Source organism: Vannielia litorea, from assembly GCF_019801175.1.
GTDB lineage: Bacteria > Pseudomonadota > Alphaproteobacteria > Rhodobacterales > Rhodobacteraceae > Vannielia > Vannielia litorea_B.
The window spans coordinates 1653243-1679663 of the sequence record NZ_JAHVJR010000001.1; the positions used below are offsets into that span (position 1 = coordinate 1653243).

The following is a 26421-nucleotide window of genomic DNA, read 5'->3' on the forward strand; positions in this document are numbered from 1 at the left end:
CCGCGCATTCGCCCGCTCAATGAGCAGTCGCTCGCTCATTAGATGCAAATTGCACACAACGAAGAAGCCGCCGTTTGCGCAAATCTCAAGCCAAATGGGTTAATCGGCAGCAAACCCCGTTGTCGCGCGATAGGCCGCTATGTCCGCTTGAGCCTGATCATTCAGCACCTTGGTCCGCTCCGAGAGCCATCTGAACTTCGGCCTCAAATCGCGGCTCATCATCAGGTTCACTTCCCCCGCACAGGCCGCCTCGGGTCTGCTGTCGCGCTTGGCCTCGCGCAAGAACTTGTTGATCCCGCTCTGCGCACGAGCCGGGCCGTTCTTCTGGAAACATCCCGTGATGCGGATGATCTCGTTATGCGTCGCCACTCCGATCTTCCCCACGTTCTGCTCAACGCAATACCGGTAGCGATGCCCCGAGTCTTCGGCTTCCTTGATCGCGTTCAGCTGCCTTTGCAGCGCGTTGGCATCCTCCGCCGGGTAATAGCTGCCGCCCCCGGCCTCCGCGATGGCCTGAAGCTGCGCCTCGGTCTCGGCATCCACAGCAAAGCCGATCGTGTTCACGGTCGTCTTCACACCGGCCTCGATCAGCGCTTTGGCCGCCGCAACCGGGTCACCATCACAGGTCTCCTCGCCATCGGAAATCAGATAGACGACCGGCACAGGGCTTTCGCCCTCCTTGCCCTCGGGCAGCGCCGCAATGAGCCGCCCCGCCTCTTCCAACGCTCCCGCAAGCGGCGTGTAGCCAACAGGTCGCAAGGCGTCGATGGTCTCTCCCAGCTTGCGCCGCGAGCTGTCAAAGTCGTGCACCATTTCCGTCGCCGCGCAGCTCTCGGCCTTGCCTTCCGGCTTGTTGGAACCCTTGTGCCCGTAGACCATGAGGCCAACGTCCACATCCTTGTGCACATCCCCGAGGAATGTCTTTGCCTCCCGCTTCGCCGCCTCCATCTTCGAGAGGCTGCCCGCCGACCCGGCCATCGACCCCGAGGCATCCAGAGCCAGAATAATATGGGTCGTCACGCTGCTTGCCTCAAAGCTCGTGGGTGGCTCGCAGGTCTCCAGCGTAAAACCCACCTCCTTCGGCTCACATTGCTCAAGGCTAACAGGGAACTGATTGGCAAGATCCGCATAGAGCGCGACGCAATCTACGCCGCCTTCCTGCCCCACACCCGCGCTTCCGCTGGCCAGAACAAGCCAGAAGGCAAAAGCAACTCGTCTCATGGCACCCCCCACGTTTACCGCACGAAAGCAGCCTAACAGCCGCCCACGCCTGCACAAAGGTGCCAAAAAAGAAACCCGCCCGGATCGCTCCGGGCGGGCAAATTCTTGCTCAATCGCGGGTGTCAGGCCCGCTTTTCAGCCATCAGCCCTTTGAAAATGGCAAAGCACATCAGGAGCAGCACGATGGTGAAGGGCAAGCCCGTCGAGATCACCATGGCCTGCAAGGCCCCCAGCCCACCGCCGAGCAGCAGCGCAATGGCCACCAACCCTTCGAAGGTGCACCAGAACACCCGCTGGGGCACCGGCGCATCGACCTTGCCGCCCGCAGTGATCGTGTCGATCACCAGAGAGCCGGAGTCGGAGCTGGTCACGAAGAACACGATGACCAGCACGATGCCGATGGTCGACGTCACCGAGGTCCAGGGCAGGCCCTGAAGCATGGCAAAGAGCGAAAGCTCGGGCTTGTAGGCGTCGATCACCTGCGCCTTCACGAGGCTCGTCTCCGGGTTTGCAACCATATCGTTGATCGCCGCACCGCCGAACACCGCCATCCAGAACACGCAGACGAGGCTCGGGATGATGAGCACGCAGATGATGAATTCGCGCACCGAACGGCCCCGCGACACGCGGGCGATGAACATGCCCACGAACGGTGACCAGCTGATCCACCAGGCCCAGTAGAAGGCCGTCCAGCCCTGCATGTAGCCAAGATCTTCGCGGCCGTGCGGGTTGGAGAGCGGGATCACCTCCTGCAGGTACGCCCCAAGCGTCGCGACGAAGTCGCTAAGGATCGCCACAGCGCCCGCGGCAAAGAACACGAAGGCCAGCAGCAGCACGGCGATCACCATGTTGACCTCCGAGAGCAGCTTCACGCCGCCCTCGAGGCCACGCAGCACGGAGACGAGCGCGATGGCGGTGATCGCACAGATCAGGATGATCTGCACCGTCGTGTTGGCCGGAACGCCGTACACGAAATTCAGGCCCGCATTCGCCTGCTGCGCCCCAAGACCCAGCGACGTGGCAAGGCCGAAGAGCGTGGCAAAGACCGCCGTGATGTCGATCAGGTGGCCCCAGAAGCCCCAAACCCGCTCACCGAGGATCGGGTAGAAGGCTGAGCGGATCGAGAGCGGCAGGCCCTTGTTGTAGCTGAAGAGCGCGAGCGCCAGAGCCACAATCGCGTAGATCGCCCAAGGGTGCAGCGCCCAGTGGAAGGAAGTCGCCGCCAGCGCCATGCGCCGCGCCTCATCCACGTTCTCCATGATCAGGTTGCCATCGGCATCAAAAGGCCGCGCGGCGCCGAGCGGCGCGTCGCCCCAAGGGGTGCCAAAGTAATAGGCAGGCTCAAGCACGCCAAAGAACATCAGGCCAATGCCCATGCCAGCGGCGAAGAGCATCGCGAACCAGCCGGCGTAGCTGTAATCGGGCGTGGCTTCCGAGCCGCCTAGCCGCACCGAGCCCCAGGGGCTGACGATGAGCACGAGGCAGACGATGACGAAGATGTTGGCGCCCCAGAGGAAGAACCAGTCGAAGGTCGAGGTCATCCAGGCGCGCAGCCCGAGGTCACAAAAGGCGCCGGCCTCGCAGCCCTCGACCTCTGCCGCATTTACCCCGTTAAAGATGGCCGAGGCGGTGCCGGGCGCAAGGAGCGCAAAGGCCACGAAGGCCACGATGATCACCGCCGAGATCCAGAAGACCGGGTTGTGAATGTCAAATCCGTAGGGGCCGAACTTCCCCTCGATATTATTCTCGCCGATCTCGTGATCGGTCTCGATCACGGCCGCGGTGCCTTCCGGCGCCGGTATGCCCTGATCGTCAGTGGTTGTGTCACTCATGGTATGTCCCCACGCTGTTTCCTTTGTCTCTGCTTCTCCAAAGCGCGGCGCATGCGAGAGACTGGCCCCGGGAACCGCCGTCGGGCTGGCTACCCGGGTTCGGCCACTCTGTGCCGCCCGAAAATTGAGCAGATGTGAGACAAGTGTAACGTGAGAATGCCGGAGACGACACCCGCCCCCGGCATTTCTTTCACGGATTCCGACATATGGCGGCCAGCGCGTGGCCGCAGCTTGCCTCAGGCGTTGACGTCAACCACCACCCGGCCGCGGACTTGCCCCTTTAGGATATCGGCGCCCAGCCCGGGCAAATCGGCCAGCGTTGCGGGCTTGATCATCGCTTCGAGCTTTTCCATCGGCAGATCCGTGGCGACCCGCTTCCACGCTTCAAGGCGGCTCTCATAGGGCTGCATGACCGAGTCGATGCCCAGCAGATTAACTCCGCGCAACAGGAACGGCACGACAGTTGCCGGAAGGCCCGCACCGCCTGCAAGGCCCACAGCCGCAACGGATGCGCCATATTTCATCTGGCCCAAAACACGGGCCAGCATCGCGCCACCCACGGCATCCACACAGCCCGCCCATGTCTCGCTTTCGAGCGGGCGCTTCACGGTCTCGGCAATCTCATCCCGCGCAACGATCTGGGTGGCACCGAGATCGCGCAGGTAATCTGCCGACTCGGGCCGCCCGGTGACGCCCGCCACCTCGTAGCCAAGCTTCGCCAGAATCGCAGTGGCAACCGAGCCCACCCCGCCCGAAGCGCCGGTGACCAGCACAGGCCCCTGCCCCGGCTTCAACCCGTGCTTCTCCAGCGCCATCACAGCCAGCATCGCGGTAAACCCGGCGGTGCCAACAGCCATCGCCGCCCGCGTGCTGAGTCCATCGGGCAGTGGCACCAGCCAGTCAGCCTTCACCCGCGCCTTCTCGGCATAGCCGCCCCAATGCGCCTCACCCACACGCCAGCCCGTGAGCACAACCTTGTCGCCCGCCCTGTAACGCGGGTCATCGCTGGCCTCGACGGTGCCGGCAAAATCGATTCCGGGGACATGGGGGTAGTTGCGCACCAGCCCGCCGCCCGGGCCAATGCAGAGCCCGTCCTTGTAGTTCACCGTCGAATATTCGACCGCGACCGTCACCTCGCCCTCGGGCAACCGGCTCTCCTCGATCTCCTGAACACTGGCCGAGGTCTTACCCTCGTCATCCTTCTCAACGATCAATGCACGCATGTTTCTCTCCCTCAGGCTGCTGCCGCTTTCTCCGCCACCGCGCGCACTCGCGCCACCATGGCCCTCAACCCGTTCGACCGTTGCGAACTCAAATGCTCATCCAGCCCCAGCCGCTTCAGTTCTGCCGGGGCATCCACGGCCTGCACCTCGGCAACCGACGCCCCCGAGTAAAGCGCCTTCAGAACTGCGATCAGCCCATTCACGATCATCGCGTCGCTCTCGCCAGTAAAACTCAGCACCGCCCCCGGCCCTGCACCCTCGACCTCCGGCACCAGCCAGACCTGGCTTGCGCAGCCCTCCACCTTGGTCGCCGGCACCTTCTGCGCCTCCGGCAAAGGCTCCATTCCCTTGCCCAACTCGATGACGTGCCGATACCGGTCTTCCCAGTCGTCCAGAAACTCGAAGGTCTCGACGATCTCCTCAAACGCGTCTCTCGCCATGGTGCGGGCTCCTTTCGAAGGCCAGAGCTAGGGCCTCAGTCGCCCGAGGTCCAGCCCTCCACCGGGCTTTTCAACGCCCCGCCTTTGCGCTAACCCTCAATGAAAGAAAAGCCGAGGGACGAGCATGATCAAACCGCTTCTGGCCACCATGGTGCTGGTGACAGCGCTGACAGGCTGTTCCCGCCTTGCGGAAAGCCGGATCAACCCGTTCAACTGGTTTGGCGGCTCACGCTCCGAGGCCCGTACCGCCCCGGCGGTTGAAACCGTCACCGTGCGCGACAGCCGCCAGCTTGTCGGTCAGGTCACCCGCCTTAGCGTAGAGCGCACGCCGGGCGGCGCGATCATCACCGCGGTCGGCCTTCCGCCGTCGCAGGGCTACTGGGACGCCGAACTTGTGCCCGCCACCCCTGACGGCCTGCCCCGGAACGGCGTGATGGTTTACGACTTCCGCATCGAGCGCCCGCTCGAGTTTCAGATCGAGGGGCCGCCCCGCTCGCGTGAAGTCACCGTGGGTATCCACCTGTCCAACATTGAGCTGGCCTCCATCAGCCGCATCATCGTGCGCGGTCAGGTCAACCAGCGGAGCGCCAGCCGCTGAGCTGACAGTGGGAGGCACATTCCGCGCTTTTCAGGCGAGAGTCGCAGCCACCGCGAATCCTTCAACCGGCCGACGAAACTCGTTTCGCAGCACCTCCGTGACCATCAGGTCTGGCGGGTTGAACCCGTTGCGCTCCAGCGCCTCGCAGATGAACTTCTCGCCATGCCGATAGCGCCCGCTCGGCGTGAGCTGCCAGCCACCCGGCTTGTCCACTGCCGCCTCACATGTGAAAATCAACCGGCCTCCCGGTTTCAGGCCCTTGGCGAGCCTGGCGAGCGGCAGAGCTATATCGCCGGTGTAAATGAACACATCCATCACCACGATCAGGTCGTAGAGGCCTAGCTCTGGTAGGCTTTCGCGGGCAAGGTCGCATGTGAAGAGCTCAGCATAAACGCCTGTCTTTGCGGCTTCTTCCAGAATGCCCGGGCTGATATCCAGCCCGTCGAGTCGAGCGGCCACTGGCGCAAGGATCGGGGCTGAGAGTCCTGACCCGCAGCCTGCGTCAAGAACCGTCAGGCCCGCGCCGGGCGCGATCCCAACCGCCTCCAGCGCACCAGCCAGCACCTCCGGCCCGCGATACTGCACTCCCGCCAAACTCTGGTCGAAATGCGCCGCTGTGCGGTCAAAGAACCGGGCGATGTAGCCCGCATCCGGCAGCTCCGGCGGATCGTCCCCGGTGATCGCGGCGGCCATGAAGGCAAACTCGGCCGGGTCACCATGCAGAGGCTCGGCCTGCTCCACAGCGCGCCGCGCCGCCGCTGCCGCCCCGAAATGCGCCATCTGCGTCGCCGCCCTCAGGCGAATATCGGCATCTGCCGGGCGCGCCGCAAAAACCCGGCTCCACACCGCCTCGGCTTCCGCCTCATCCCCCTTCTGGAGCATCAGGTCTGCGAGCAAAAAGGCACTCTGCCGGTCGTCGGGCTGCATCTTCAAGGCTCGTTGGAGCGCCCGCACCGCCGGGCCAGCCTTGCCCGCCTCGAAATGCAAGGCGCCGAGGCTGGCGAAGCCCGCCGCCAAGGGTGCCTTGCCCTCACAGTGCTTTTTGACCGCCCGTAACGCCGCCTGCGACTGCCCCGCCTCCAGCAAAAGCCCAACAGCTTTGCTGAGCTCTGGCGCCGAGATTTCCTTGATCGCGAGGGCCTTCAAAGCATGGCCCTTCAAGCCTGCCTCATCCCCCGCGCGGGCGGCCTGCACGGCCTCTGCCAAAGGGATGCGGGCGGGGGTGAGATCGTCGACCATGCGGCACGCTAACGCGGATCAGAGAGGACGGCGAGGAGAAACATGTGGTAGGCCCGGCAGGACTTGAACCCGCAACCAAAGCGTTATGAGCGCTCTGCTCTAACCAATTGAGCTACAGGCCCGCCGAGGGACTGATTAGGCGCGCGGCCCGGCATGGTCAAGCGCGTCTGGCAATTGCGGTCTGCTTGGCTTAAAGCGCGGGCGACGGCACCGAGGAGAGCGCGAATGAGCGACGGCAAGAATGGTTTGACCTATGCACAGGCGGGCGTGGACATCGACGCGGGCAATGCGCTCGTGGAGGCAATCAAGCCCGCGGTGAAATCGACCGACCGGGCAGGCGTGATGGGCTCCATCGGCGGCTTTGGCGGGCTTTTCGACCTCAAGGCCGCTGGCTTCAACGACCCGGTTCTGGTCGCCGCCACCGATGGCGTGGGCACCAAGCTGCGGATCGCGATTGATACCGGCGTGGTGAACGGCGTGGGTATCGACCTTGTCGCCATGTGCGTGAATGACCTCGTCTGCCAAGGCGCCGAGCCGCTCTTCTTCCTTGACTACTTTGCCACCGGCAAACTCGATGTCACCGCAGGCGCGGCCATCGTCGAGGGCATCGCCGCAGGCTGCAAGGCGGCTGGTGCGGCACTCATCGGCGGCGAGACGGCTGAAATGCCCGGCATGTACGAGGGCAAGGATTTCGACCTTGCCGGGTTCGCCGTGGGCGCGATGGAACGCGGCGCCGCTCTGCCCGATGGCGTATCCGAAGGGGACGTGCTGCTCGGGCTGACCTCTGACGGAGTCCACTCCAACGGCTACAGCCTCGTGCGTCGCGTGGTCGAGATGGCCGGGTTGGGCTGGGGGGCCCCTTCGCCCTTCAGCGATGGCACGCTTGGCGAGGCCCTGCTTACCCCCACCCGCATCTACGTCCGTCAGGTGCTCGCCGCGATCCGCGCAGGCGGTGTCCATGGGCTGGCCCACATTACCGGCGGCGGGCTGACCGAGAACCTGCCCCGCGTCTTCCCCGAAGGCCTCGGCGCCGAGGTGGACCTTGGCGCATGGAATCTGCCCCCGGTCTTCCGCTGGCTGGCTGAAACAGGCGGGCTGGAAGAAGCTGAACTGCTGAAGACCTTCAACGCAGGCATCGGAATGGTGCTCGTCGTCGCCGCCGATCAGGCAGAGGCGCTCACATCGCTGTTGGAAGACACCGGCGAGCGGGTCAGCGTGCTGGGCCGCGTGGTGGCAGGCGAAGGCGTGTCTTACACAGGCAAGCTGCTTTGACCAAAGCCTGCGCGATTCTGCTCTCGGGCGGCGGCTCGAACATGGCGAAGCTCGTCGAGAGCATGGCCGAACCGGGCCACCCCGCCCGGCCCGTACTTGTCATGTCGAACGATCCAGGCGCAGGCGGGCTGGCCAAGGCACAGGCCCTCGGCGTGGCAACTGACGCGGTCAATCACCGCCCCTTCGGCAAGGATCGCCCGGCCTTCGAGGCCGAACTCACCAAACGCCTAGAGGCCGCCGGGGCAGAACTAATCTGCCTCGCGGGCTTCATGCGGGTGCTGACCGAGGGCTTCGTCCGCCACTGGGAGGGGCGCATGCTCAACATCCACCCCTCACTGCTGCCAAAGTACCGTGGCCTGCATACCCACGCTCGCGCCCTCGAGGCCGGCGACGACGAGGCTGGCTGCACTGTGCACGAGGTCACGCCTGCGTTGGATAAAGGACCGATTCTCGGCCAGGCCCGCGTGCCTATCTTGAGTGGCGACACGCCTGATGCGCTCGCCGCAAGGGTGCTCGCACAGGAGCACCGGCTCTACCCGGCCTGCCTTCGCCGGTTCGCCGCTGGCGAGCGCGAGCCGATCTGGCTGTCGTGAATCGACGTCAAGGCAGGGTTTCCTTTCCCAGCGCTTGCGCCTAGAAAACGTGGAGCGGAAAGAACAGTGGCGCGAGACGCGCCTGCAACAAGAGAGCCCCGCAATCTATGCGCACTTTGACGACCACCGAGGAGCTGGAGGCCTACTGCCAGACAGCGGCCACGGCCCCCTACATCACCGTCGACACCGAGTTCCTGCGGGAACGTACCTACTACTCCAAACTCTGCCTCGTGCAGCTTGCCCTCCCCGGCGACGGCGAGGCCGTGCTGGTGGACCCGATCCTTGGCGAAGACATGTCGCTCGAGCCGCTCTACGAGCTGTTCCGCAACCCCGATGTGGTGAAGGTCTTCCACGCCGCGCGGCAGGATCTGGAGATCTTCTTCGTCGAGGGCGGGGTGATCCCCGAGCCGCTCTTCGACACCCAGGTTGCCGCCATGGTCTGCGGCTTTGGCGAGCAGGTCGGCTATGAAACGTTGGTAAAGCGGATCGTGAAGGCGCAGGTCGACAAGTCCAGTCGGTTCACCGACTGGTCCCGCCGCCCGCTGACCGATGCGCAGAAAGAATATGCTCTGGCCGACGTGACCCACCTGCGGGTCGTCTACGAATATCTCGCAGCCGAGTTGGCCAAAACCGGGCGCGCCCCATGGGTCGAGGAGGAGCTTGGCGTTCTGCTCAGCCCCGAGACCTACGTGATTCATCCAGACGAGGCCTGGAAGCGGGTTAAGACCCGCACGAACTCTGGCCGCTTTCTGGCGATCGTCCGTGAACTCGCGCGCTTCCGCGAGGGCTATGCGCAGGCACGCAACGTGCCCCGCAACCGGGTCTTCAAGGATGATGCACTGCTTGAGCTTGCCTCCACAAAGCCCGGGAATGAAAAAGAATTGTCCCGCTCTCGCCTCCTTCTGCGCGAAGCGCGCCGCGGCGAGATTGCTGAAGGCATCCTGACAGCGGTTTCGGCCGGGCTAGAAGCAGATCCCGAGAGTTTCCCAAAGGTCGACAGGCGGCGCGAGAAGTTGCAGGTCAACCCCGCTCTGGCCGATCTTCTCCGCGTGCTGCTCAAGGCAAAAGGCGAGCGCTTCAACGTCGCCCAGCGACTCATAGCCTCCGCCGCTGAGCTGGATGAGATCGCCGCAGGCGAGCGCGACATCCCGGCCATGAAAGGCTGGCGGCGCGAGGTCTTCGGTGAAGATGCCCTGAAGCTCTGCGAGGGGCGGGTCGCGCTGGCTCTCAAGGGCGAGAACGTCGAGATCGTGGCGCTCTGAACACCGGGCGTGGCCCCTGCGGGCCGCACCCCTACCGCGCCAGAACCAGTTCCGCCTTCAGCCCACCCAGCGCCTCGCTGTCGCCGAGGCGCAGTGTGCCGCCGTGGCTGCGCGCCACATCTAGCGCAATCGCAAGCCCAAGCCCGACTCCGCCACCTGCATCCTGATTGCGGGCCGCATCAAGCCGGGTAAAGGCTTTGACCGCCTCCTCCCGCCGCGCTTCAGGGATGCCCGGTCCGTCATCTTCCACCGTAAACCGCACCATGCGCTCGCCCAGATCGACACTGAGCTTCGCCGTCTGCCCGTAGCGCCGCGCGTTTGAGAGCAGGTTGGTCAGCGCCCGCTCGACCGAAAGCGCCCGCACCGCGATCTCCTCCTCACCCTCTCCACGCCGCTCCACCTCAACCTTGCCGCCCGCACGCCGTGCCTTCTCGGCCACCTGTTCGGCAAGCTCTACTGCATTCACCCGCTCCGCGGCCTCCCCGGCCTCGGAGCGGACGAAGGCAAGAAACCCATCCAGCATGGCCTCCATCTCGGCCACATCGCGCCCCAGGTCTTCCACGTCGGCACCATCGGCCTCGGCCAGCGACAGGCCCAGCTTCATCCGCGTCAGTGGCGTCCGCAGGTCGTGGCTCACACCACTGAGCAGCATAGTGCGCTGCGCTGTCTGCCGCTCGATCCGTGCCCGCATGTCCAGAAAGGCATGGCCGGCCGACCGCACTTCCACCGCGCCCGCGGGCTTGTAGGGCTCGATCCGTCCTCTGCCGAACGCCTCCGCCGCCGCCGCAAGCCGCGTGATCGGCCGAAGCTGGTTGCGCAGATAGATGAACGCAACGAGTGCCATCACGACCCCGACGAACCCCATCAGCACCAAAAACTGATGCGGGTTGGAGGCGCTAACCCTTCGCCTGTCAAAGCTAATGCCAAGCGGCCCGTGCCGGGTGGTGACCTGCAGGAGCACCCGACGAGAACTCTCCGAAAGGTCCACCGCCTCCACGCCATCAAGCCCGCGGCGCAACTCGGCGATCACCGTCGCGCCCGAAACATCGTAGAACGCCCGCCGAAACCCGTGCATCTCCTCCGCAGGTAGCGTCAATTCGAGCCGGAGCGCTGCAGCAAGCCCCGCAACCGATTGCAGGGCCGCCTCCGCATCTGGCGCCGCCTCGACTTCCTCAGTCAGGTGCCGCAATTCCAGCAACAGCGAGTCGGTCATCTGCTGCGTCACATCCTCGAAGTGCCGCTGGATGAACACCACAGAAACCACGACCTGAAGCACAACGATAGGTAGAAGCAGGATCAGCGCGGCCCGGCCGTAGATCCCCTTTGGCATCGAGCGTTTCAACCACGAAAAATCCATGCCACAAGGTTACGGGCGGCAGGCAGGGAACGAAAGATGCAAAGCGAGACAGGCAAGCCCGTGGAGCTGGAGCCGGGCATCACCCGCGTGATCGCGCCCAACCCCTCCCCGATGACCCATTGGGGCACCAACAGCTACCTCGTCGGCGAGACCGAGCTGGCCCTGATTGACCCCGGGCCGAACCTGCCCCCCCACGCCGAGGCACTGCTCGCCGCACTGAAGCCCGGTCAGAAGATCACCCACATACTCTGCACCCACTCGCATCTCGACCACTCGCCGCTCGCTGCGCACATGAGCGCCGAAACCGGCGCGCCCATCTACGCCTTCGGCACCCACGTCGACGGTCGACGCCAGGTGATGCAAAGCCTTGCCGAAAGCGGCCTCGCAGGCGGCGGAGAAGGGATCGACGCCGATTTTGCCCCTGACATCCGCCTCGTCCATGGTGACGTCCTGGAGGGGCCCGGCTGGAGGCTCACCGCACTTCACACCCCCGGTCACATCGCCAACCATCTCAGTTTCGCGCTCGAGCGCCCCGAGGGCGAGGCCGTCTTTACCGGCGACCATGTGATGGGCTGGGCAAGCTCGCTCATCAGCCCCCCCGATGGCGATGTGACAGCCTTCATGGCCTCCCTGGCCCTGCTGGCCGAGCGCCCTTCCCGCGTCTACCACCCGGGACACGGCGCCACCATCTCAGAGCCCGCCGCGCGACTCACCTGGCTCGCCGATCATCGCCGCGCCCGCGAATCCCAGGTGCTCCAAGCCCTCGCCGCCGGCCCCGCTACCCCGGCAGAGCTCACCGCACGGGTCTACACCGACGTCCCGCCCGCCCTCCTCCCCGCCGCCGAGCGCAACCTCCTCGCCCAGCTCATCGCCCTAACCGAACAGGGCCTCGCAACCGCCAATCCCACGCTTTCGGCCAGCGCCACATACGCCCTCGCGTAACGCCCGAAATTTTTCCGCAAAACCCTCTGGACGCCCCCCCGACCCATTGCTAAAAGCCCGGCCAGTGTTCCGGCGTAGCTCAGCGGTAGAGCAGTTGACTGTTAATCAATTGGTCGTAGGTTCGATCCCTACCGCCGGAGCCAATTTCCCAAGTTTCTAAGGAAACTCCAGGATCTGCAGCCGTGCGACGTACGGCGAATTCATCGCATGCGTTCCCGTGGAACGAAGCCTGCTTGTGGAGTGCGCACTTCTGTATGGCCGCTCCACAGATGGCCCTCCTAAAGGCCCATCGCCCATACAGGCGGTCGCGACCACTTCAGCCCAAACAGAAACAATCCCCGGTCACCCGTCTCATTGCCCCCTCATCAGGGAATGTGGCAGAAAATTGTCTCAATATTGTTGAATTATGGCAAAAATTCGCTCATTCTGAGGCACGTTTAGACCTATTTCGAAAATTTTTTTCCACTGGGGGAGTTGCCATGTTTCCCAAACCTCATGCCGTAGCGGCAGCGCTGCTCTGTCTCTCCGGTTCTGTCGCCACCGCTCCAGCAAGTTTTGCCGCCGAAGGCAAACGCTGCACGGGCTCCACGACCTACGCCTCGGTCGATGCCCTCTGCGGGTGCGCCGTTGTAACCCAGAGCTTCATCCGGCACGTACAACGCAGCCCGCAGTTCCCAGAGCTGTTGGGGGCCATTGAATCGCAGTGTCCGAAACTCGCCATCGTGCTGACCGACCTGCCAACAGCGGCGATCGATCTGGGCAGCGGCGATGGCAGTGATGGGCCTGGCGGGTCCGCAAGCACTGGCGGGGACGGTGGTGGCGATACCGGAAATACCGGTGGCACCGATGGCGGCTCTGACGAGGGTGACACCGGCGACGGTGGGACCGGCGGCGATACTACTGACGGCAGCGGCGACCCTGGCGGCAGCTCAGGCAATCCCGGAAACGACAAGGATGTCGGGAAGGCCGGTGAAGCTCCCAGCAAAGGAGATTGGGGCGGCGGCAGCAAAGGCAAATCCGATGGCGGCAAGGGCGGCGGCAAAGGGAAAGGTAAGGGCCACTGACCTCCCTCGGGCCGGGGCAGCACGCCTCGGTAGCGACCTCACCGCATCATGGTGAACGCCGCGTGAATTTCAGGGGGCCGGCCGTGAAAGCAGCACAGCCCCCATGGCGGGAAAACGAGCAAGGCACATAACCTATCGGCATTACTTGACTTGTTTCCACGTGCCTCAAGGAGGATTTTCAATGACACGTTATCTGACCCGTACCTCGATTGTACTCACTGCAGCACTCGGTCTCGGCCTCATCGCGCCGAGCCAGTCAGCTGCCCAGCAGCGGTGCTCTGCCTTCACCGCCAGCGGCATGAGTTCTGCCGCCGAGCTCTGCGGCTGTGAGGTGGTGACCCAAGGCTTCCTACGCAGCGTCACCCGGAAGGACAACTTCCCCGGCCTGCTGACGACCGTGCAGCAGCAGTGCCCGAAGTTGGGCGTCCTGCTCACCGACCTGCCCACCGCGGCCCCGGCCCCGGCCATCTCCAACCCGCCCAGCGGCCGCGGCCCCGTGACAACCGTCTCTGAACCGGAGCCGGAGGAAGAGCCGGAGCAGGAACCGGAAAAGTGCTACGATGACTACTACGACCAGGTTTAAGTCGAACCAAAGAACAAGGCGCTCTGAGAGCGCCTTCGCCTAGCGGCTGGTAAAGCCAGAGACCCATCGGCGCGGATCGGCCGGGTCCTGCATCCGCAGGAACACGTAGCCGGTCTGCTGCCAGCCGCGCAGGCGGTCGGTCTGGTTGTCGAGCACAACATCGCCGCCCGCGCTGCGGTAGATCAGCACCGCGTGAGACCGCCTCTGGCGGTCGAGCGCAGTCGCAATCAAAAGCCGTGCGGGCGCAACACCGCTGCGGATGAGTTCGCGCTTCTTGATGAGGGCAAAGTCCTCGCAGTCACCGCCCCGCCGGGTGGGCAACGCCCAGTGCTCCTCGCGCGCATATTGGCTGCGGTCAGAGATTTCGCGGGTCGATGCGTTGACCGAGCGGTTGACGCGCTTGACGAGATCCATCTCACGGGAGCGCTGCGCCCCTGCTCGGCCGTCGCAGGCCCAGCTGTATGTCGAACAGAGCGACTGTGCCCCGCTGGGTGCTGGCGCCGCACGTGCCGCCACCAGAAAGCTGCCGCCCACAGTCGCCGCTGCCGGAAGTGCTGTTAGGGCCAGTGCCGCTGCGAACGCAGCTCTCACGCTCCAGGAAAGACCTGACTTCATCTGCCACCTCAATCGCTGTTGTGCCGTTAATTCGGCATCTCGGCTCTGCTCAGTCAGAGACGAGGGCGCAGCCCTCAGGCCACGCAGTCGTCCCTTTTATTGGTCTTGAATGACTAACCCGGGCTTAATGCGCAAGGTTCCCGCAAAAACTGCGGCAATATGGGCGCAATCGCGCCACACGCAGCTTCAGAGCCCCTCCGGCACCACTAAGGCGCCCACCGGCCCCGCCTGATGGAGTTGCGCGCCGGTGACGGCCTGAAGGGCTTCAAACGTCACGCTTGGGAGTTTCTCCCGCAGCACGAAGCGGCCGTCGACCACGTCCACCACCGCCAGCGAGGTATAAACCCGCGCGACGCAGCCCACCCCCGTCAGCGGGTTGGCGCAGCGTTCCACCAGCTTCGGCGCCCCGGTCTTGGTCACATGCTCGGTCACCACCGCCACCCGCCTCGCGCCCGTCACCATGTCCATCGCGCCGCCTACCGCGGGCGTGCCCTTGTTGCCGATCCGCCAGTTGGCGAGGTCGCCGTTCTCGGCCACTTCATAGGCGCCCAGCACGGCCAAATCGATATGCCCGCCCCGCACCATGGCGAAACTGTCAGCATGGTGAAAGATGCTTGCACCCGGGTTCAGCGTCACCGCCTTCTTGCCGGCATTGATCACATCCCAATCCTCCGCGCCCTCCTCCGGCGCAGGCCCCATCCCGAGGATGCCGTTCTCGCTGTGATAGGTCACATGGCGGCCGGGGGGCTGAAACTGTGCCACCATCTCCGGAAACCCGATGCCGAGGTTCACATATGCGCCGTCCGCGATGTCCTGCGCCGCCCGCCAGACAATACCCGCGCTGCTGAGCTTCTCCATCAAAATGCCTCCCCCGCCCGCACCAGAACCTCCTCCTGCGCGGGCTCAGGCACCTCGACCAGGCGCGCCACGAAGATCCCGGGCGTCACCACCTGCTCCGGCGCAATGTCTCCCGGCGCCACCAGCTTTGAGACCTGCGCAATCGTGCAGCCCGCCGCCATCGCCATGATCGGCGCAAAGTTCCGCGCCGCCAGCCGGTAGGTCAGGTTGCCATGGGCATCGCTCAGCTCGCCCTTCACCAGCGCCACATCCGCCTTCAGCCAGCGCTCACGCAGATACATCCTCCCGTCGAACTCCTCCACCGGCTTGCCCTCCGCCAGTTCGGTGCCCACACCCGTCGCGGTGTAGAAGGCCGGAATGCCCGCGCCCCCCGCCCGGATCCGCTCAGCCAACGTGCCCTGCGGCACCAGCTCCAGCTCAACCTCGCCCGCCTCGTAACGCCGCTGAAACGCCTGCGGCTGCGACGAGCGCGGAAAGGAGCAGATCACCTTGGCCACCATCCCCGCATCCAGCATCGCCGCAATGCCCACCGCGCCGGTGCCTGCATTGTTGTTCACCACCGTCAGCCCACCGGGATGCCCCGTCGCCCGAAACCGCGCCACCAGCGCGTGGATCAGCTCCACCGGGATCCCTGAACCGCCGAAGCCCGCGATCATCACCACCGCCCCGTCGGCGATGTCCGCCACCGCCGCCTCAAGGCTTGCCACAGACTTGTCCATGCCGTCCTCCCTCGCCCGGACCCTAGCGGGCAAGTCGGCTCAGAAATAGCCCTTCTTCGGCGGCGCCCCATGTGGAGCGGGCATCAAGAGCGGCCAGGGCGAACCATCGGAGCCGCGTTCCTGTTTCACGCAGATCAGCGCCGGTTCATCCCGCTCGATCGCCGCCTTCAACGCAACCTCCAGCGCCTCAGGCGTATCGGCCCGCTCGGCATGCAGCCCAAAGCTCTTCGCCATCGCCACAAAATCCGGGTTCCCCAGCTCGGCACCGATCCTGCGGCCCTCGTATTGTGTGTCCTGATCCCGCAGCACGTTGCCAAAGGCCCCGTTGTCGAAGACCACCACAACCACGCCGATCCCGTGCTGCGCCGCCGTCGCCATTTCCTGTGCGCCAAACAAAAAGCCGCCATCCCCCGTCACCGCCACCACAGCCTTGTCCGGGTTGGCCACCTTCACCCCCAGCGCGGTGTTGTAGCCAAACCCGAGGTTCTCCTGATAGGCGGAGGTCACATAGGTCCGCGGCTCATAGACCGGAAAGGCAAACCGCGCGGTGAACCCCACCTGGCTGATCTCTTCCACAAAGAACCCGTCGCGCGGCAGCGCCGCCCGGATCGCCTTGAGGAAGCCCACCTGAGGCTGGATCTCGTCAATCTTCTCCTCAGCCGCCGCCCGCGCCGCGCCAATCGCCTCGCTCCGATCCGGGCCCTGCGTCACGCGGCCCAGCAGCGCCGCGCAGGCCTCCGCCGCATCGCCAAGCACAAAGGCATCCGGCTTCAGGCGCACCGCCTCGGTCGGGTCGATGTCGATCCGCAGGCACTTCACCCCCTCGGGCTTCCACTGCCACCGCATGAACGGCAGCTCCAGCCGCGAGCCGATGCCCACGATTAGGTCACACTCCCGGTATAGGTCATATGCCGCCACCATGTTCACACTCAGCGGGTCATCCTCCGGGATCACCCCCTTGCCGGAGCGATGCGCAACCACGGGTACGCCCAGCTTGCGGGCCAGCGCGAGTACCTCTGCGCCCGCCTCCATCGCGCCGAAGCCGACGAAGATCATCGGGCTCTCGGCGGCAGCAATCATCTCGGCGGCCTGCGCCAGTTGTCCCTCGTCCAAAGGCGGCGCCAGCACCTCCTCACGCTCGAAGCCCCCGCGCACGGTCCCCTTGTCGGCCATCACATCCCATGGCGCCTCGATCGCCGCAGGCCCGCCCCGGCCCCGCGCCATCTCGGCAAAGGCCCGGCCCAGCATCCGCCCGGTCTCGCTGGCATGCTCGATCCGGCCCGCCCAACGGGTGAAGCTGCCCAGCGTGGCCAGCTGGTCGGGCAGCTCATGCAGCTGCCCCCGGCCCTGCCCGATCAGGTTTGAAAAGATGTTGCCGGTCACGCAAAGCACCGGCGTCCCCCCGGCATAGGCCGTGCTCACCGCGGCCCCCGCATTCAGCACCCCCGGCCCCGGTACCACGGTAAACACGCCGGGCTTGCCGGACGAGCGGGCGTAGCCATAAGCCATGTAGCCCGCCCCCTGCTCATGCCGCGTGTGGATAAACCGGATGCGCCCGGCCTCTCGCGCCAAGGCGTCGTTGAAGGCGTACATATGCGCACCGGGTATGCCGAAAACCACCTCGGTCCCGGCCTCGGCCAGTCCCGCAGCCAGCGCCTCGCCTGTTGTCAGCTGTGCCGTGTTGCCGCTCATGCCGCCCTCCCTGGCCAGTTTGTTCACATGTTAAGCATATTTCCCCGATACCCACAAGGACCGTCGCGGCCTTCCTGCCACACCCCTTCATTTCGAGGCAAATCCAATATCCCCGCCCCATTTTGGTCACAATTGCGGCACCCAATATCCAGACAGAGGAGGCAAACTCCCACATATGAGGCAGGAACCATCGCCGGGCAGCGCCCGTTGGGGTGGTGACACAGCAAAGGAAAAGGGCAATGGCACCGAAGAAATCCGCCAAGCCGGAGATGAAGACCGAAGAGCGCGCCGCCGACAAGCGCCAGCGCGAAAACAAGTCCGACATCTGGGATATTTCCCCCGATGCCGAGACAGACAAGCGGTACATCATCACCGACTGGGCCAGCATCTGACCCGCTGACACGATCTGTCAGCAGGGGCGACGCTCGCCCCTGTTCCGCGCCGAAACCCGGCGCTAAGTTCCGGCCAACATGGCCGACTCCCCCTCCCCCGTTTCCTCGATCCGCAATCTCGGCCCCGCAATGGAGGCCTCCTGTGCCCGTGCCGGTATCCACTCGGCCGAAGAGCTCGCGGCCCTGGGGGCCGATGAAACCTACCGTCGCCTGCTGAAGAACGGCGCCCGCCCCCATTTCATCGCCTACTACGTGATCGAGATGGGCCTGCAGGGCCGCCCGTGGAACGACTGCAAAGGCAAGGAAAAGGAGCGCCTCCGAGCCCGCTTCGATGCAATCGTTGCAGACGCGCATGACCCCGGACTTTCCGAACTTGAGCGTATGCTCGACCAGATCGGCGTGCGCCCGCGCTGAGATGCCTCCGATGTGAACACCCTTCACATTGGACCCGCTCGTCCCCATATACTCTATATGACCACGCCAATGCCTCTCTCCGGCCCGGCCATCGACGCCGAAATCGCCGCGCTTCACCGCCTTGCCCGGCGGATGGACGCGCTCGTGCGCGTGCCCGGCACCCAGATCGACGTGGGCCTCGACACGCTCCTCGGCCTGATCCCCGTGGTCGGCGACACCCTCGCCGCCGCCCCCTCCGCCTATATCATCTGGAAGGCCCACCGCCTCGGGGCCACACCCGGCGCCCTGGCCTACATGGGGTTCAACATGGCGCTCGACTGGTCAATCGGCTCGATCCCGGTGCTGGGCGACATCTTCGACGCCGCCTACAACGCCAACATCCGCAACGTGTGCCTGCTGGAGAAGAACCTCGCCAAACAGGCCACACTCGCTCGAGATGTGACCGTTCCCGGTTAACGCTCAAAGCAAAAAGGGCGCCCCGAAGAGCGCCCCTTGGCCGGCGAACATCCGTCCGCCATATCCCTTCGGCCTTAGCCGACCAGCTCAAGCCCGCTGAAGAAGAATGCGATCTCCTGCGCGGCGGTCTCGGGGGCGTCCGAACCGTGGACGGAGTTCTCGCCAACCGACTCGGCAAACTCGGCGCGGATGGTGCCCGGGGCCGCATCGGCGGGGTTGGTCGCGCCCATCACTTCGCGGTTCTTCAGGATGGCGCCCTCGCCTTCCAGCACCTGCACAACCACCGGCTCGGAGGCCATGAACTCGCAAAGCTCACCGTAAAACGGGCGCTCGGCGTGCACTTCGTAGAACTTGCCGGCCTGCTCCATCGAGAGCTTGATCCGCTTCTGGGCGACGATCCGCAGACCGGCCTCTTCGAACTTGGCGTTGATCTTGCCGGTCAGGTTGCGGCGGGTGGCATCGGGCTTGATGATGGAAAGCGTGCGTTCGGTGGCCATCTGGCATCTCCTTTATGTGCCGGGCGCTGGCCCGGTCCGAATTTCGCGGCTGCGGTAACACGCGGCATTCGGTTTTGAAAGCCCCCGAATGCGCCCTAGCTAAGCCGCATGAGCACCCCGCCCCTCCTGATCTTCGGCGCTGGCAGCATCGGCACCGCGCTTGCGCAGGCCGCCCTCACCGCGCCCAAAGCCCCACCCGTGCATGTCGTCACCCGTGGCACAGCGCCCGAAGGCACGACTGCCCATCATCTCGATCCGGGTAACGAAACAGCCCTCGCGCAGCTGGCCGAGGATCTGCCCGAGATTTCCGGCCTTCTCATCACCCTCGGCACGCTGCACACCGAAACCTACGCGCCGGAGAAGAGCCTCAAAGCCCTCGACCCTGCTGCAATGGCCGAGGTTTACCGCGTCAACGCCATTCTGCCCGCCACGATCTTCAAACACTTCCTGCCGCGCCTGCCCCGCAAGGCCCCCGCCTTCGCCGCCGCGCTCTCCGCCCGCGTCGGCTCGATCTCCGACAACAACCTCGGCGGCTGGGTCAGCTACCGCGCGTCCAAGGCAGCGCTGAACCAGGTCATCCGCACCTTCTCCATCGAACTCGCCCGCTCGCACCCGCAGGCGCGTCTCATCGGCCTCCACCCCGGCACTGTTGCTACCGCACTCTCGCAGCCCTTCCGGGGCAATGCCCCCAAAGTCTTCACACCGTCAGAGAGTGCCGCCCACCTCTGGCGCACCATCGCGGCCACCACCCCGGACGACAGCGGCAAGCTCTTTGCATGGGACGGTAAGGAGATCACGCCTTGATCCATGGCGCCCGGCACCCTATCAAGCATCGCCTTGAAAACACCGGGAAATATGATGAAAGCACAGATCGCCGCCACCGCCGCCCTGCTCACGCTCTCTGCCTGCATGAGCGGCGCGCCCGTTACCCAAGCGCCCGTCACTGCCCGCGCCAAACACGCCAGCATCAATGACCGGATCCTCGGCTTCTCCGAGCCGGTCCTGCGCAGCTATGTGGGCAAGGGTTCCAAGCGCAAGGAGGTCGTCGGCGCCCGCTGCACACTCGACAGCGCCGAGTTTACCATGCCGCCGCTGACCACCCCGGTCACCCTGCGCCTGCCCGAGTTGAAAGGGAAGCCAACGCCCCTGCGCATCTCGTGCCAAAGCGCCTCTGGAGAGGGTGATGCGGTGATCCAGCCGCAGATTCAGGGCACCGTTGTCGCAGGCGCATCGCCGGTGGGCATCGTTGCCGCCATTGCTACCTCCGCGATCGTCGCCTCGCGCGACAAGTGGGGCTGGGGCAACAACGGCGCCGCACTCGACGTGACGCTCGAGTAACCTGCCTTTCGATGCCTATGGAACTGCCGCGCGGGCTCTGCTAGGCCCGCGCCATGCTGCGCATTTCCGACATATCCTTCGCCATGGAAGGCCGCCCGCTCTTCAAGCATGCCTCCGCGACCATCCCCGAGGGCCACAAGGTTGGCCTCGTCGGGCGCAACGGCACGGGCAAGACAACACTCTTCCGCCTGATCCGCGGTGAACTCGCGCTTGAGGGTGGCGACATCTCCTACCCTACCCGCGCCCGCATCGGCGGCGTGGCACAGGAAGCGCCGGCAACCGACGACTCGCTGCTCACCACCGTTCTGGCCGCCGACACAGAGCGCGCCGCACTGCTGGCTGAGTCCGAAACAGCCACCGACCCCCATCGCATCGCTGAGGTGCAAACCCGCCTGGCTGATATCGACGCATGGTCTGCCGAAGCCCGCGCCGCCTCGATCCTCTCCGGCCTCGGCTTCTCGCACGAAGACCAGCAGCGCTCCTGCGCCGATTTCTCCGGCGGCTGGCGGATGCGTGTGGCCCTCGCCGCCGTGCTCTTTTCTCAGCCCGACCTGCTGCTGCTCGACGAGCCGACCAACTATCTCGACCTAGAAGGCGCGCTCTGGCTCGAGAGCTATCTCGCCCGCTACCCGCACACCGTCATTGTAATTTCGCATGACAGGGGCCTGCTGAACCGCGCCGTCGGGGGAATCCTTCACCTCGAAGACCGCAAGCTGACCTTCTATCAAGGCAATTACGACAGCTTCGCCGAAACCCGCGCCGCCCGCCTCGCGGTGGCCGAGGCCGAAAACCGCAAGCAAGAGGCCCGCCGCGCGCACCTGCAAAGCTTCGTTGACCGATTCCGCGCAAAGGCCTCCAAGGCCGTACAGGCGCAAAGCCGCCTCAAGATGCTCGCCCGCCTCAAGCCCATCAGCACGCCGCAGGAAGCCGCGCTCAAGGTCTTTACCTTCCCCGAGCCCGAAGAGCTCTCGCCCCCCATCATCAACATGGAAGGCGCTGCCGTAGGCTATGACGGCACGCCAGTCCTGCACCGCCTCAGCCTGCGCATCGACCAAGATGACCGCATCGCCCTGCTGGGCCGCAACGGTCAGGGCAAATCCACCCTCTCCAAGTTGCTCGCCGGCAAACTCGAAGCCCTCTCGGGGCGGATGATCTCGGCCCGCAAACTCCGCATCGGCTACTTCGCCCAGCACCAACTCGACGAGCTGCGCCCCGAAGAGACCCCGCTCGAGCACCTGCGCCGGATGAAACCCGATGAGCTGCCCGGCAAGCACCGCGCCCGGCTCGCAGGCTTTGGCGTCATGGCGGCACAGGCAGAAACCCCCGTGGGCAAGCTCTCCGGTGGCCAGAAGGCGCGGCTCTCTTTGCTCATCGCCACACTCGAAGCCCCCCACATGCTCATCCTCGACGAGCCCACCAACCACCTCGACATGGAAAGCCGTGAGGCTCTGGTCGAGGCACTCACGGCCTACACCGGCGCCGTGGTGCTCGTGAGCCACGACATGCACCTTCTGAGCCACGTTGCCGATCGGCTCTGGCTGGTCGATGGTGGCACCGTCAAACCCTTTGACGAAGATCTCGAAGCCTACCGCCGCCTGCTCCTCGCCACGCCCGAGAAACCCGGCAAAGACAAGGAAAAGCCCAAACACGCCAAACGAGTGAGCCAGGCCGATATCCAAGCCCTCCGGTCGGAACTGAAAAAGGCGGAAGCCCGCGTCGCCAAGCTGGAAGAAATGCGCGACAAACTCGCCACCAAGCTGGCCGACCCCGATCTTTACGAAGACGCCCGCAAGGGCGAGCTCGCCACCTGGAACGCCAAATACGCCGAGGTCATGGAAGGACTGGAGCGCGCCGAGGCGATCTGGATGAGCGTCGGCGAAAAGCTCGAAAACGCGCAAGACGCCGCCTGAGGCACTGCCTCAACTCTGCCCCTCAAAACCCAATAACTAAAAGAAAAGCCCCGCGCCTTGCAGCGCGGGGCTTGAATTTTTCTTAGGCTGGAGAAGCCCACCTCTTAGAGGCCGAGCGCTTCCTTGACCTTGTCGAGCGCGCCGGTCAGCGCCTCGGGGTTGTCCTTGGCGGCTTCGACGGCCTTCACAAGGGCAGTCTTCTGGAAGTCGCCAAGATCGGACCCTTCGATCATCTCGGTCACCTTCTCCAGGTCGAAGCCTTCGGCGGTGAGTGCGGTCAGGTCCATGCCCTCTGCAGCCTCGCCCGCAGCATCAGCCGTGGCTTCGGCGGCGGCAGTGGCGCCTTCGGCAGCTTCCGTCGTGGTGTCGGCAGCAGCTTCGGTCGCGCCGTCCACAGCCTCGGCGGCCTCACCCATGGCCTCAGAGGCGGCTTCCATCGACTCAGACGCCGCTTCCATCGCCTCGGCGGCAGCCTCGGTCGCGCCCTCTTCGGCAGCGTCCACGGCATCGGCAGCCTGTTCCATCGCGGCTTCGGCTGCATCGCCCGCAGCTTCCACGGCAGTCGCGGTCTCGTCCACCACTTCCTCGGCGGTCTCGGCCGCTGCATCCGCAGCGCCTTCCACCGCTTCCATCGCGTCGCCAGCCGCCTCTTCGGCAGCCTCGGTTACCGCATCGGCAGCCTCGGTGGTTTCCTCAACCACCTCTTCCACAGCCTCCTCGATGGCGCTCTCGCCCTCGGCAGCCGCTTCCTCTGTGGTCTCTTCAACGGCTTCTTCGGTGGACTCGGCAGTCTCTTCAGCCGTCTCAACTGCCTCTTCGGTTGCTTCAGTGGTGTCAACCGCGGCCTCGGTGGCCTCGGGCGCCGGTTCATCGCCGCTCTGGGTGGCGTAAATGTAGCCGCCGATGGCGAGTGCGGCCACAACGACGCCGCCGATCATCTTGTTATCCATAGGGTAATTCCTTGTCCCACACTTGCCTTTCAAAAGGCCCGCCCCATCATATGACATCCCCTGCCAGAATGAAAAGCGCGTTTGCGGCAGTGCGGCATAACCCGCGCCGCTCCGCCGAAACCCGCGCAGATGCGTTTCGCTGTGCCCTTGCCCCGCAATCCGCTTGAACCGCGTCCATGCGCCGTCTATTTTGCCGCCCATTCAACCCAAGGCTTCCACAGGAGATATCCCATAGCCCGCAGACCCCACAACGCCCCGCCGGTGCGTGACACAGGCCCCCGCGTGAACGATCGCATCACGGCCTCCGAAATCCGGCTCATCGGACACGAAGGACAGAACGTGGGCGTGGTCACGCCCCAGCGCGCGATGGAGCTCGCCGAACAGGTCGGTCTCGACCTCGTCGAGATCTCGCCCAACGCGACCCCGCCCGTTTGCAAGATCATGGATTTCGGCAAGTACAAGTACGAGACCCAGAAGAAGGAAGCCGAGGCGCGGAAGAAGCAAAAGATCATCGAGATCAAGGAAATCAAGTTCCGCCCCAACACCGACACGCATGACTACGACGTCAAAATGCGCAACGTGTTCAAGTTCCTCGAGAACGGCGACAAAGTGAAGATCACCCTGCGCTTCCGGGGCCGGGAGATGGCGCACCAAGATGTTGGCCGGGCTCTGCTTGAGCGGGTAGCGGATGACATCAAGGAAATCGGCAAGATCGAGTCGATGCCCAAGATGGAAGGCCGTCAGATGGTGATGATGATCAATCCGCTGCCCAAGTAAGGCAGACCCTCAGAGATGCGATCAGGGCGGCCCGGTGCCGCCCTTTTTCATGGGTGACCTATTCGCTGTGCGCATTCTTAGCGCGCGCCCTAACGCCCCTCCCGAGGCTGCGGCCTGATCGGGATCTCCTTCAGCAAACCTCCGACACCCATCTCGGCAAACTCCTCCGGCCCCGGCGGCAAGCCGCAGGCCACCCGCTCCAGCACCCAATCCGCCCCGTTGAGCGCAGGCGAGCGGGCGCAACCCGGCAAGCCGATCACCGGCATCTCGCCCAGAGCACCCAGAAACAGCAGGTTCCCCGGGTCCACCGGCATCCCGAAGCGCTCCACCGTGCCCCCGGCCTCCCGTAGCGCCTGCGGGGCCACGTCATGCGCGTCCGATGTGGCCGAGCCGGTCAGGATCAACGCAAGGTCCGCCTCCGCCGCGCGGAGCGCCGCAGCCACCGCGCCGGTCTCATGCGGCACCACCTCCACTGCAGCAACCGCGATTCCCAAAGCCTTCAGCCGCCCCTCAACTGCCGCGCGGCCCTTCTCGGTGATCGAAGGCTTCTGCCCCGGCACCTCCGTCAGCACCACCACGGCCCGCTCCAGCACAACCGGCGCCAGCCGCATCGCACCCTCTGCCGCAGCCACCGCCGCCTCCAGCGCCGCCCCCGGCACAGCATAGGGGATCACCTTGACCGTCCCCGCCAGCAGCCCCGGCGTGACCCGCGTGTAGGGCGCAAGCGTCGCCAGCGTCAGCCCCGGGTCCACTGCGTTGATGGCCCGCACCTTCGCGGCATCCACCACAAGCACCCCCGGCCCCTTCGCCTTGAAATTCACCCGCCCGGTATGCGCCGCCGTCAGCTTCAACCCGCTGCCCTTCACAGCCCGCGCCAGCGCCTCCGCCGCCTCATCCTCGGCCACATCGCCGGGCTCCAGCCGCGCCACGATCACCTCAGCAAGCCCGTCTGCAGCCAGCGCCGCGACAGCCTCCGCGCCCAGCACGGCGCCCTTCTTCAGCATTCGCCCGCCCGCGCGCACCGAATGCGCCAGCACCGCGCCCTCGGCCTCGCCAACAGGAACTGGCCCAAACTTCACTTGCGGCCCCGCAGCACCTCGGTCACCTGCGCCAGCACCGAAACGGCAATCTCCGCCGGGCTCTTCGCGCCAATATTCAGACCCACCGGCGCGTGGATACGGGCGATATCCGCCTCGGATGCTCCCGCCGCCTTCAGCCGATCCACCCGTTTGCCGTGGGTCCGGGTCGAGCCAAGGCACCCGAGGTAAAAGCAATCGGAGGCAAGTGCCGCCGCAATCGCGGGGTCGTCGATCTTTGGATCATGGGTCAGCGTCACCACCGCCGTGCGGGCATCGAGCCCCCAGGCGGCCAGCGCCTCATCGGGCCAGTCATGGCTGATCGTGGTCTCCGGGAATCGCTCGGGCGTCGCAAAGGCTTCGCGCGGGTCCACGATGAAAGGGTCATAGCCCGCCATGTGCGCCATCGGCACGAGGAACTGGGCAATATGCACCGCCCCCACGACCGCCATCCGCAGCGGCGGGTTGTGAATGCCCACAAAGGTCTTGCCGTCTTCCTCGAACCCGGAACGATCCGCGCGGAACCGCTCTTCCAGGCCTTCCGGCCCCTGCACCCGCGCGCCCCAACTTTCGGTATCCACCACGTAGGCCACCGGGCGCCGGGCTTCGATCGCCCCAACCACCTCAGCCAGTGCCGCCTCGCTCATGCCCGCGCCCACCGGCTGCACCATCACGCGGATCGTGCCCCCGCAGGCGAGCCCCACGTGGAACGCCTCGTCATCGCTCACGCCATAGGTCAGCAGCTTGCTCTGCCCGGTCTCCAAGGCCTCGAACGCCTCGGCCACCACCGCGCCCTCGACGCAACCACCCGAGACCGAGCCCTCAAGTTCCCCGGCCCCGGAAATCGCCAGATGCGCGCCCACAGGCCTCGGTGCTGAGCCCCACGTTTCGACCACCGTTGCCAGTACCGCCCCCTTGCCAGCCTGATGCCAAGCCAGCGCCACGCCGGGGATATTGTCGGAAATCTCAGCCATCATGCGGCCCTCCTCGCCGGCAGAACCTAGCACGCCGATAGCAAATGTCTCGCCCACCTTGGTCGCATCCTTGCCCCCGTTAAAACAAAGAGACGGACCCCGCAGGGCCCGCCTCTCCACTCGTTAA

Annotated in this window: 28 protein-coding genes and 2 tRNA genes; 15 read left to right on the plus strand and 15 right to left on the minus strand. The window is 65.2% G+C overall.

What is annotated here, in order from left to right; all coding sequences use genetic code 11:
* Positions 1-99: 99 nt before the first annotated feature.
* The 4 genes from KUV38_RS08240 to KUV38_RS08255 form a co-directional block, all read right to left on the minus strand.
* On the minus strand, positions 100-1221 hold the full coding sequence (locus KUV38_RS08240) for a vWA domain-containing protein (RefSeq protein ID WP_222469579.1): 1122 nt from the start codon (positions 1219-1221) through the stop codon (positions 100-102).
* Between the two features lie 122 nt (positions 1222-1343).
* Entirely contained in the window at positions 1344-3053 is a 1710-nt protein-coding gene (locus tag KUV38_RS08245) for a BCCT family transporter (protein ID WP_222469580.1), read from the minus strand.
* 236 nt (positions 3054-3289) lie between these two features.
* Positions 3290-4276, minus strand: coding sequence for an oxidoreductase (gene acuI / locus KUV38_RS08250; RefSeq protein ID WP_222469581.1), 987 nt, complete (start codon positions 4274-4276; stop codon positions 3290-3292).
* An 11-nt stretch (positions 4277-4287) separates the two neighbouring features.
* Positions 4288-4716, minus strand: coding sequence for a SufE family protein (locus KUV38_RS08255; RefSeq protein WP_222469582.1), 429 nt, complete (start codon positions 4714-4716; stop codon positions 4288-4290).
* A 124-nt stretch (positions 4717-4840) separates the two neighbouring features.
* Here KUV38_RS08255 and KUV38_RS08260 point away from each other — a divergent pair, with 124 nt between their 5' ends.
* Positions 4841-5314, plus strand: coding sequence for a hypothetical protein (locus KUV38_RS08260; protein WP_222469583.1), 474 nt, complete (start codon positions 4841-4843; stop codon positions 5312-5314).
* 30 nt (positions 5315-5344) lie between these two features.
* Here the strand turns inward: KUV38_RS08260 and KUV38_RS08265 are convergent, their stop codons facing one another.
* On the minus strand, positions 5345-6553 hold the full coding sequence (locus KUV38_RS08265; RefSeq protein WP_222469584.1) for a methyltransferase domain-containing protein: 1209 nt from the start codon (positions 6551-6553) through the stop codon (positions 5345-5347).
* 45 nt (positions 6554-6598) lie between these two features.
* Positions 6599-6675 (minus strand) — tRNA-Ile (locus tag KUV38_RS08270).
* Between the two features lie 103 nt (positions 6676-6778).
* Between KUV38_RS08270 and purM the strand changes: the two genes are divergently transcribed.
* From purM to rnd, 3 genes are all read left to right on the plus strand, one after another.
* Positions 6779-7825 carry a phosphoribosylformylglycinamidine cyclo-ligase gene (gene purM / locus KUV38_RS08275; RefSeq protein WP_222469585.1) on the plus strand — a complete coding sequence of 349 codons (1047 nt, stop codon included), beginning with the start codon at positions 6779-6781 and terminating at the stop codon, positions 7823-7825.
* Positions 7822-8418, plus strand: a complete 597-nt coding sequence (gene purN / locus KUV38_RS08280; protein WP_222469586.1) for a phosphoribosylglycinamide formyltransferase — start codon at positions 7822-7824, stop codon at positions 8416-8418. The genes purM and purN overlap by 4 nt, the downstream gene beginning before the upstream one ends.
* Before the next feature lie 107 nt (positions 8419-8525).
* Positions 8526-9680 (plus strand): ribonuclease D, encoded by a 1155-nt coding sequence (rnd, locus tag KUV38_RS08285; RefSeq protein WP_222469587.1) that lies wholly within the window; start codon positions 8526-8528, stop codon positions 9678-9680.
* Between the two features lie 31 nt (positions 9681-9711).
* Here rnd and KUV38_RS08290 read toward each other — a convergent pair whose 3' ends face one another.
* On the minus strand, positions 9712-11037 hold the full coding sequence (locus tag KUV38_RS08290; RefSeq protein ID WP_222469588.1) for an ATP-binding protein: 1326 nt from the start codon (positions 11035-11037) through the stop codon (positions 9712-9714).
* 36 nt (positions 11038-11073) lie between these two features.
* On the opposite strand from KUV38_RS08290, the gene KUV38_RS08295 reads away from it, so the two are divergent.
* The 4 genes from KUV38_RS08295 (at position 11074) to KUV38_RS08310 (ending at position 13626) form a co-directional block, all read left to right on the plus strand.
* Positions 11074-11979, plus strand: coding sequence for an MBL fold metallo-hydrolase (locus KUV38_RS08295; protein WP_222469589.1), 906 nt, complete (start codon positions 11074-11076; stop codon positions 11977-11979).
* A 68-nt stretch (positions 11980-12047) separates the two neighbouring features.
* Positions 12048-12122: transfer RNA gene (locus KUV38_RS08300), tRNA-Asn, on the plus strand.
* A gap of 336 nt (positions 12123-12458) precedes the next feature.
* A complete protein-coding gene (locus tag KUV38_RS08305; protein ID WP_222469590.1) occupies positions 12459-13043 on the plus strand; it encodes a hypothetical protein in 585 nt (194 codons plus the stop codon).
* A 181-nt stretch (positions 13044-13224) separates the two neighbouring features.
* A complete protein-coding gene (locus tag KUV38_RS08310; protein WP_222469591.1) occupies positions 13225-13626 on the plus strand; it encodes a hypothetical protein in 402 nt (133 codons plus the stop codon).
* Between the two features lie 39 nt (positions 13627-13665).
* Here KUV38_RS08310 and KUV38_RS08315 read toward each other — a convergent pair whose 3' ends face one another.
* The 4 genes from KUV38_RS08315 to KUV38_RS08330 form a co-directional block, all read right to left on the minus strand.
* Entirely contained in the window at positions 13666-14241 is a 576-nt protein-coding gene (locus tag KUV38_RS08315; protein WP_222469592.1) for a transglutaminase-like cysteine peptidase, read from the minus strand.
* Positions 14242-14427: 186 nt separating this feature from the next.
* Complete coding sequence (locus tag KUV38_RS08320; RefSeq protein ID WP_222469593.1) at positions 14428-15099, minus strand: 3-oxoacid CoA-transferase subunit B; 672 nt, start codon at positions 15097-15099, stop codon at positions 14428-14430.
* Positions 15099-15818 carry a 3-oxoacid CoA-transferase subunit A gene (locus KUV38_RS08325; RefSeq protein WP_222469594.1) on the minus strand — a complete coding sequence of 240 codons (720 nt, stop codon included), beginning with the start codon at positions 15816-15818 and terminating at the stop codon, positions 15099-15101. Before KUV38_RS08325 ends, KUV38_RS08320 begins: the two co-directional genes overlap by 1 nt.
* A gap of 39 nt (positions 15819-15857) precedes the next feature.
* Positions 15858-17510 (minus strand): thiamine pyrophosphate-dependent enzyme, encoded by a 1653-nt coding sequence (locus KUV38_RS08330; RefSeq protein WP_222469595.1) that lies wholly within the window; start codon positions 17508-17510, stop codon positions 15858-15860.
* 239 nt (positions 17511-17749) lie between these two features.
* On the opposite strand from KUV38_RS08330, the gene KUV38_RS08335 reads away from it, so the two are divergent.
* From KUV38_RS08335 to KUV38_RS08345, 3 genes are all read left to right on the plus strand, one after another.
* Positions 17750-17902: a hypothetical protein gene (locus KUV38_RS08335; protein WP_222469596.1), complete on the plus strand. Its 153-nt coding sequence runs from the start codon at positions 17750-17752 to the stop codon at positions 17900-17902.
* Positions 17903-17980: 78 nt separating this feature from the next.
* Entirely contained in the window at positions 17981-18316 is a 336-nt protein-coding gene (locus tag KUV38_RS08340) for a TfoX/Sxy family protein (RefSeq protein ID WP_222469597.1), read from the plus strand.
* A 57-nt stretch (positions 18317-18373) separates the two neighbouring features.
* On the plus strand, positions 18374-18772 hold the full coding sequence (locus KUV38_RS08345; protein WP_261385183.1) for a DUF4112 domain-containing protein: 399 nt from the start codon (positions 18374-18376) through the stop codon (positions 18770-18772).
* Between the two features lie 74 nt (positions 18773-18846).
* On the opposite strand, the gene ndk is transcribed toward KUV38_RS08345, so the two are convergent.
* A complete protein-coding gene (gene ndk, locus KUV38_RS08350; RefSeq protein WP_222469598.1) occupies positions 18847-19269 on the minus strand; it encodes a nucleoside-diphosphate kinase in 423 nt (140 codons plus the stop codon).
* A gap of 108 nt (positions 19270-19377) precedes the next feature.
* On the opposite strand from ndk, the gene KUV38_RS08355 reads away from it, so the two are divergent.
* The 3 genes from KUV38_RS08355 to KUV38_RS08365 are packed head-to-tail and all read left to right on the plus strand — an operon-like array spanning position 19378 to position 22517.
* Positions 19378-20073, plus strand: a complete 696-nt coding sequence (locus KUV38_RS08355; RefSeq protein ID WP_222469599.1) for an SDR family oxidoreductase — start codon at positions 19378-19380, stop codon at positions 20071-20073.
* Positions 20074-20124: 51 nt separating this feature from the next.
* The gene (locus KUV38_RS08360; protein ID WP_222469600.1) at positions 20125-20607 is read left to right on the plus strand and encodes a hypothetical protein; all 483 of its coding nucleotides are present in this window, start codon (positions 20125-20127) and stop codon (positions 20605-20607) included.
* Positions 20608-20660: 53 nt separating this feature from the next.
* Complete coding sequence (locus tag KUV38_RS08365) at positions 20661-22517, plus strand: ABC-F family ATP-binding cassette domain-containing protein (protein WP_222469601.1); 1857 nt, start codon at positions 20661-20663, stop codon at positions 22515-22517.
* A 104-nt stretch (positions 22518-22621) separates the two neighbouring features.
* Here KUV38_RS08365 and KUV38_RS08370 read toward each other — a convergent pair whose 3' ends face one another.
* Positions 22622-23467: a translation initiation factor 3 gene (locus KUV38_RS08370; protein ID WP_222469602.1), complete on the minus strand. Its 846-nt coding sequence runs from the start codon at positions 23465-23467 to the stop codon at positions 22622-22624.
* A gap of 231 nt (positions 23468-23698) precedes the next feature.
* Between KUV38_RS08370 and infC the strand changes: the two genes are divergently transcribed.
* Complete coding sequence (infC, locus tag KUV38_RS08375) at positions 23699-24244, plus strand: translation initiation factor IF-3 (protein WP_222471015.1); 546 nt, start codon at positions 23699-23701, stop codon at positions 24242-24244.
* Positions 24245-24333: 89 nt separating this feature from the next.
* On the opposite strand, the gene KUV38_RS08380 is transcribed toward infC, so the two are convergent.
* Positions 24334-25323, minus strand: coding sequence for a molybdopterin-binding protein (locus KUV38_RS08380; RefSeq protein WP_222469603.1), 990 nt, complete (start codon positions 25321-25323; stop codon positions 24334-24336).
* Positions 25320-26297, minus strand: a complete 978-nt coding sequence (locus KUV38_RS08385) for an XdhC family protein (RefSeq protein WP_410001025.1) — start codon at positions 26295-26297, stop codon at positions 25320-25322. The genes KUV38_RS08380 and KUV38_RS08385 overlap by 4 nt, the downstream gene beginning before the upstream one ends.
* Positions 26298-26421 lie beyond the last annotated feature (124 nt).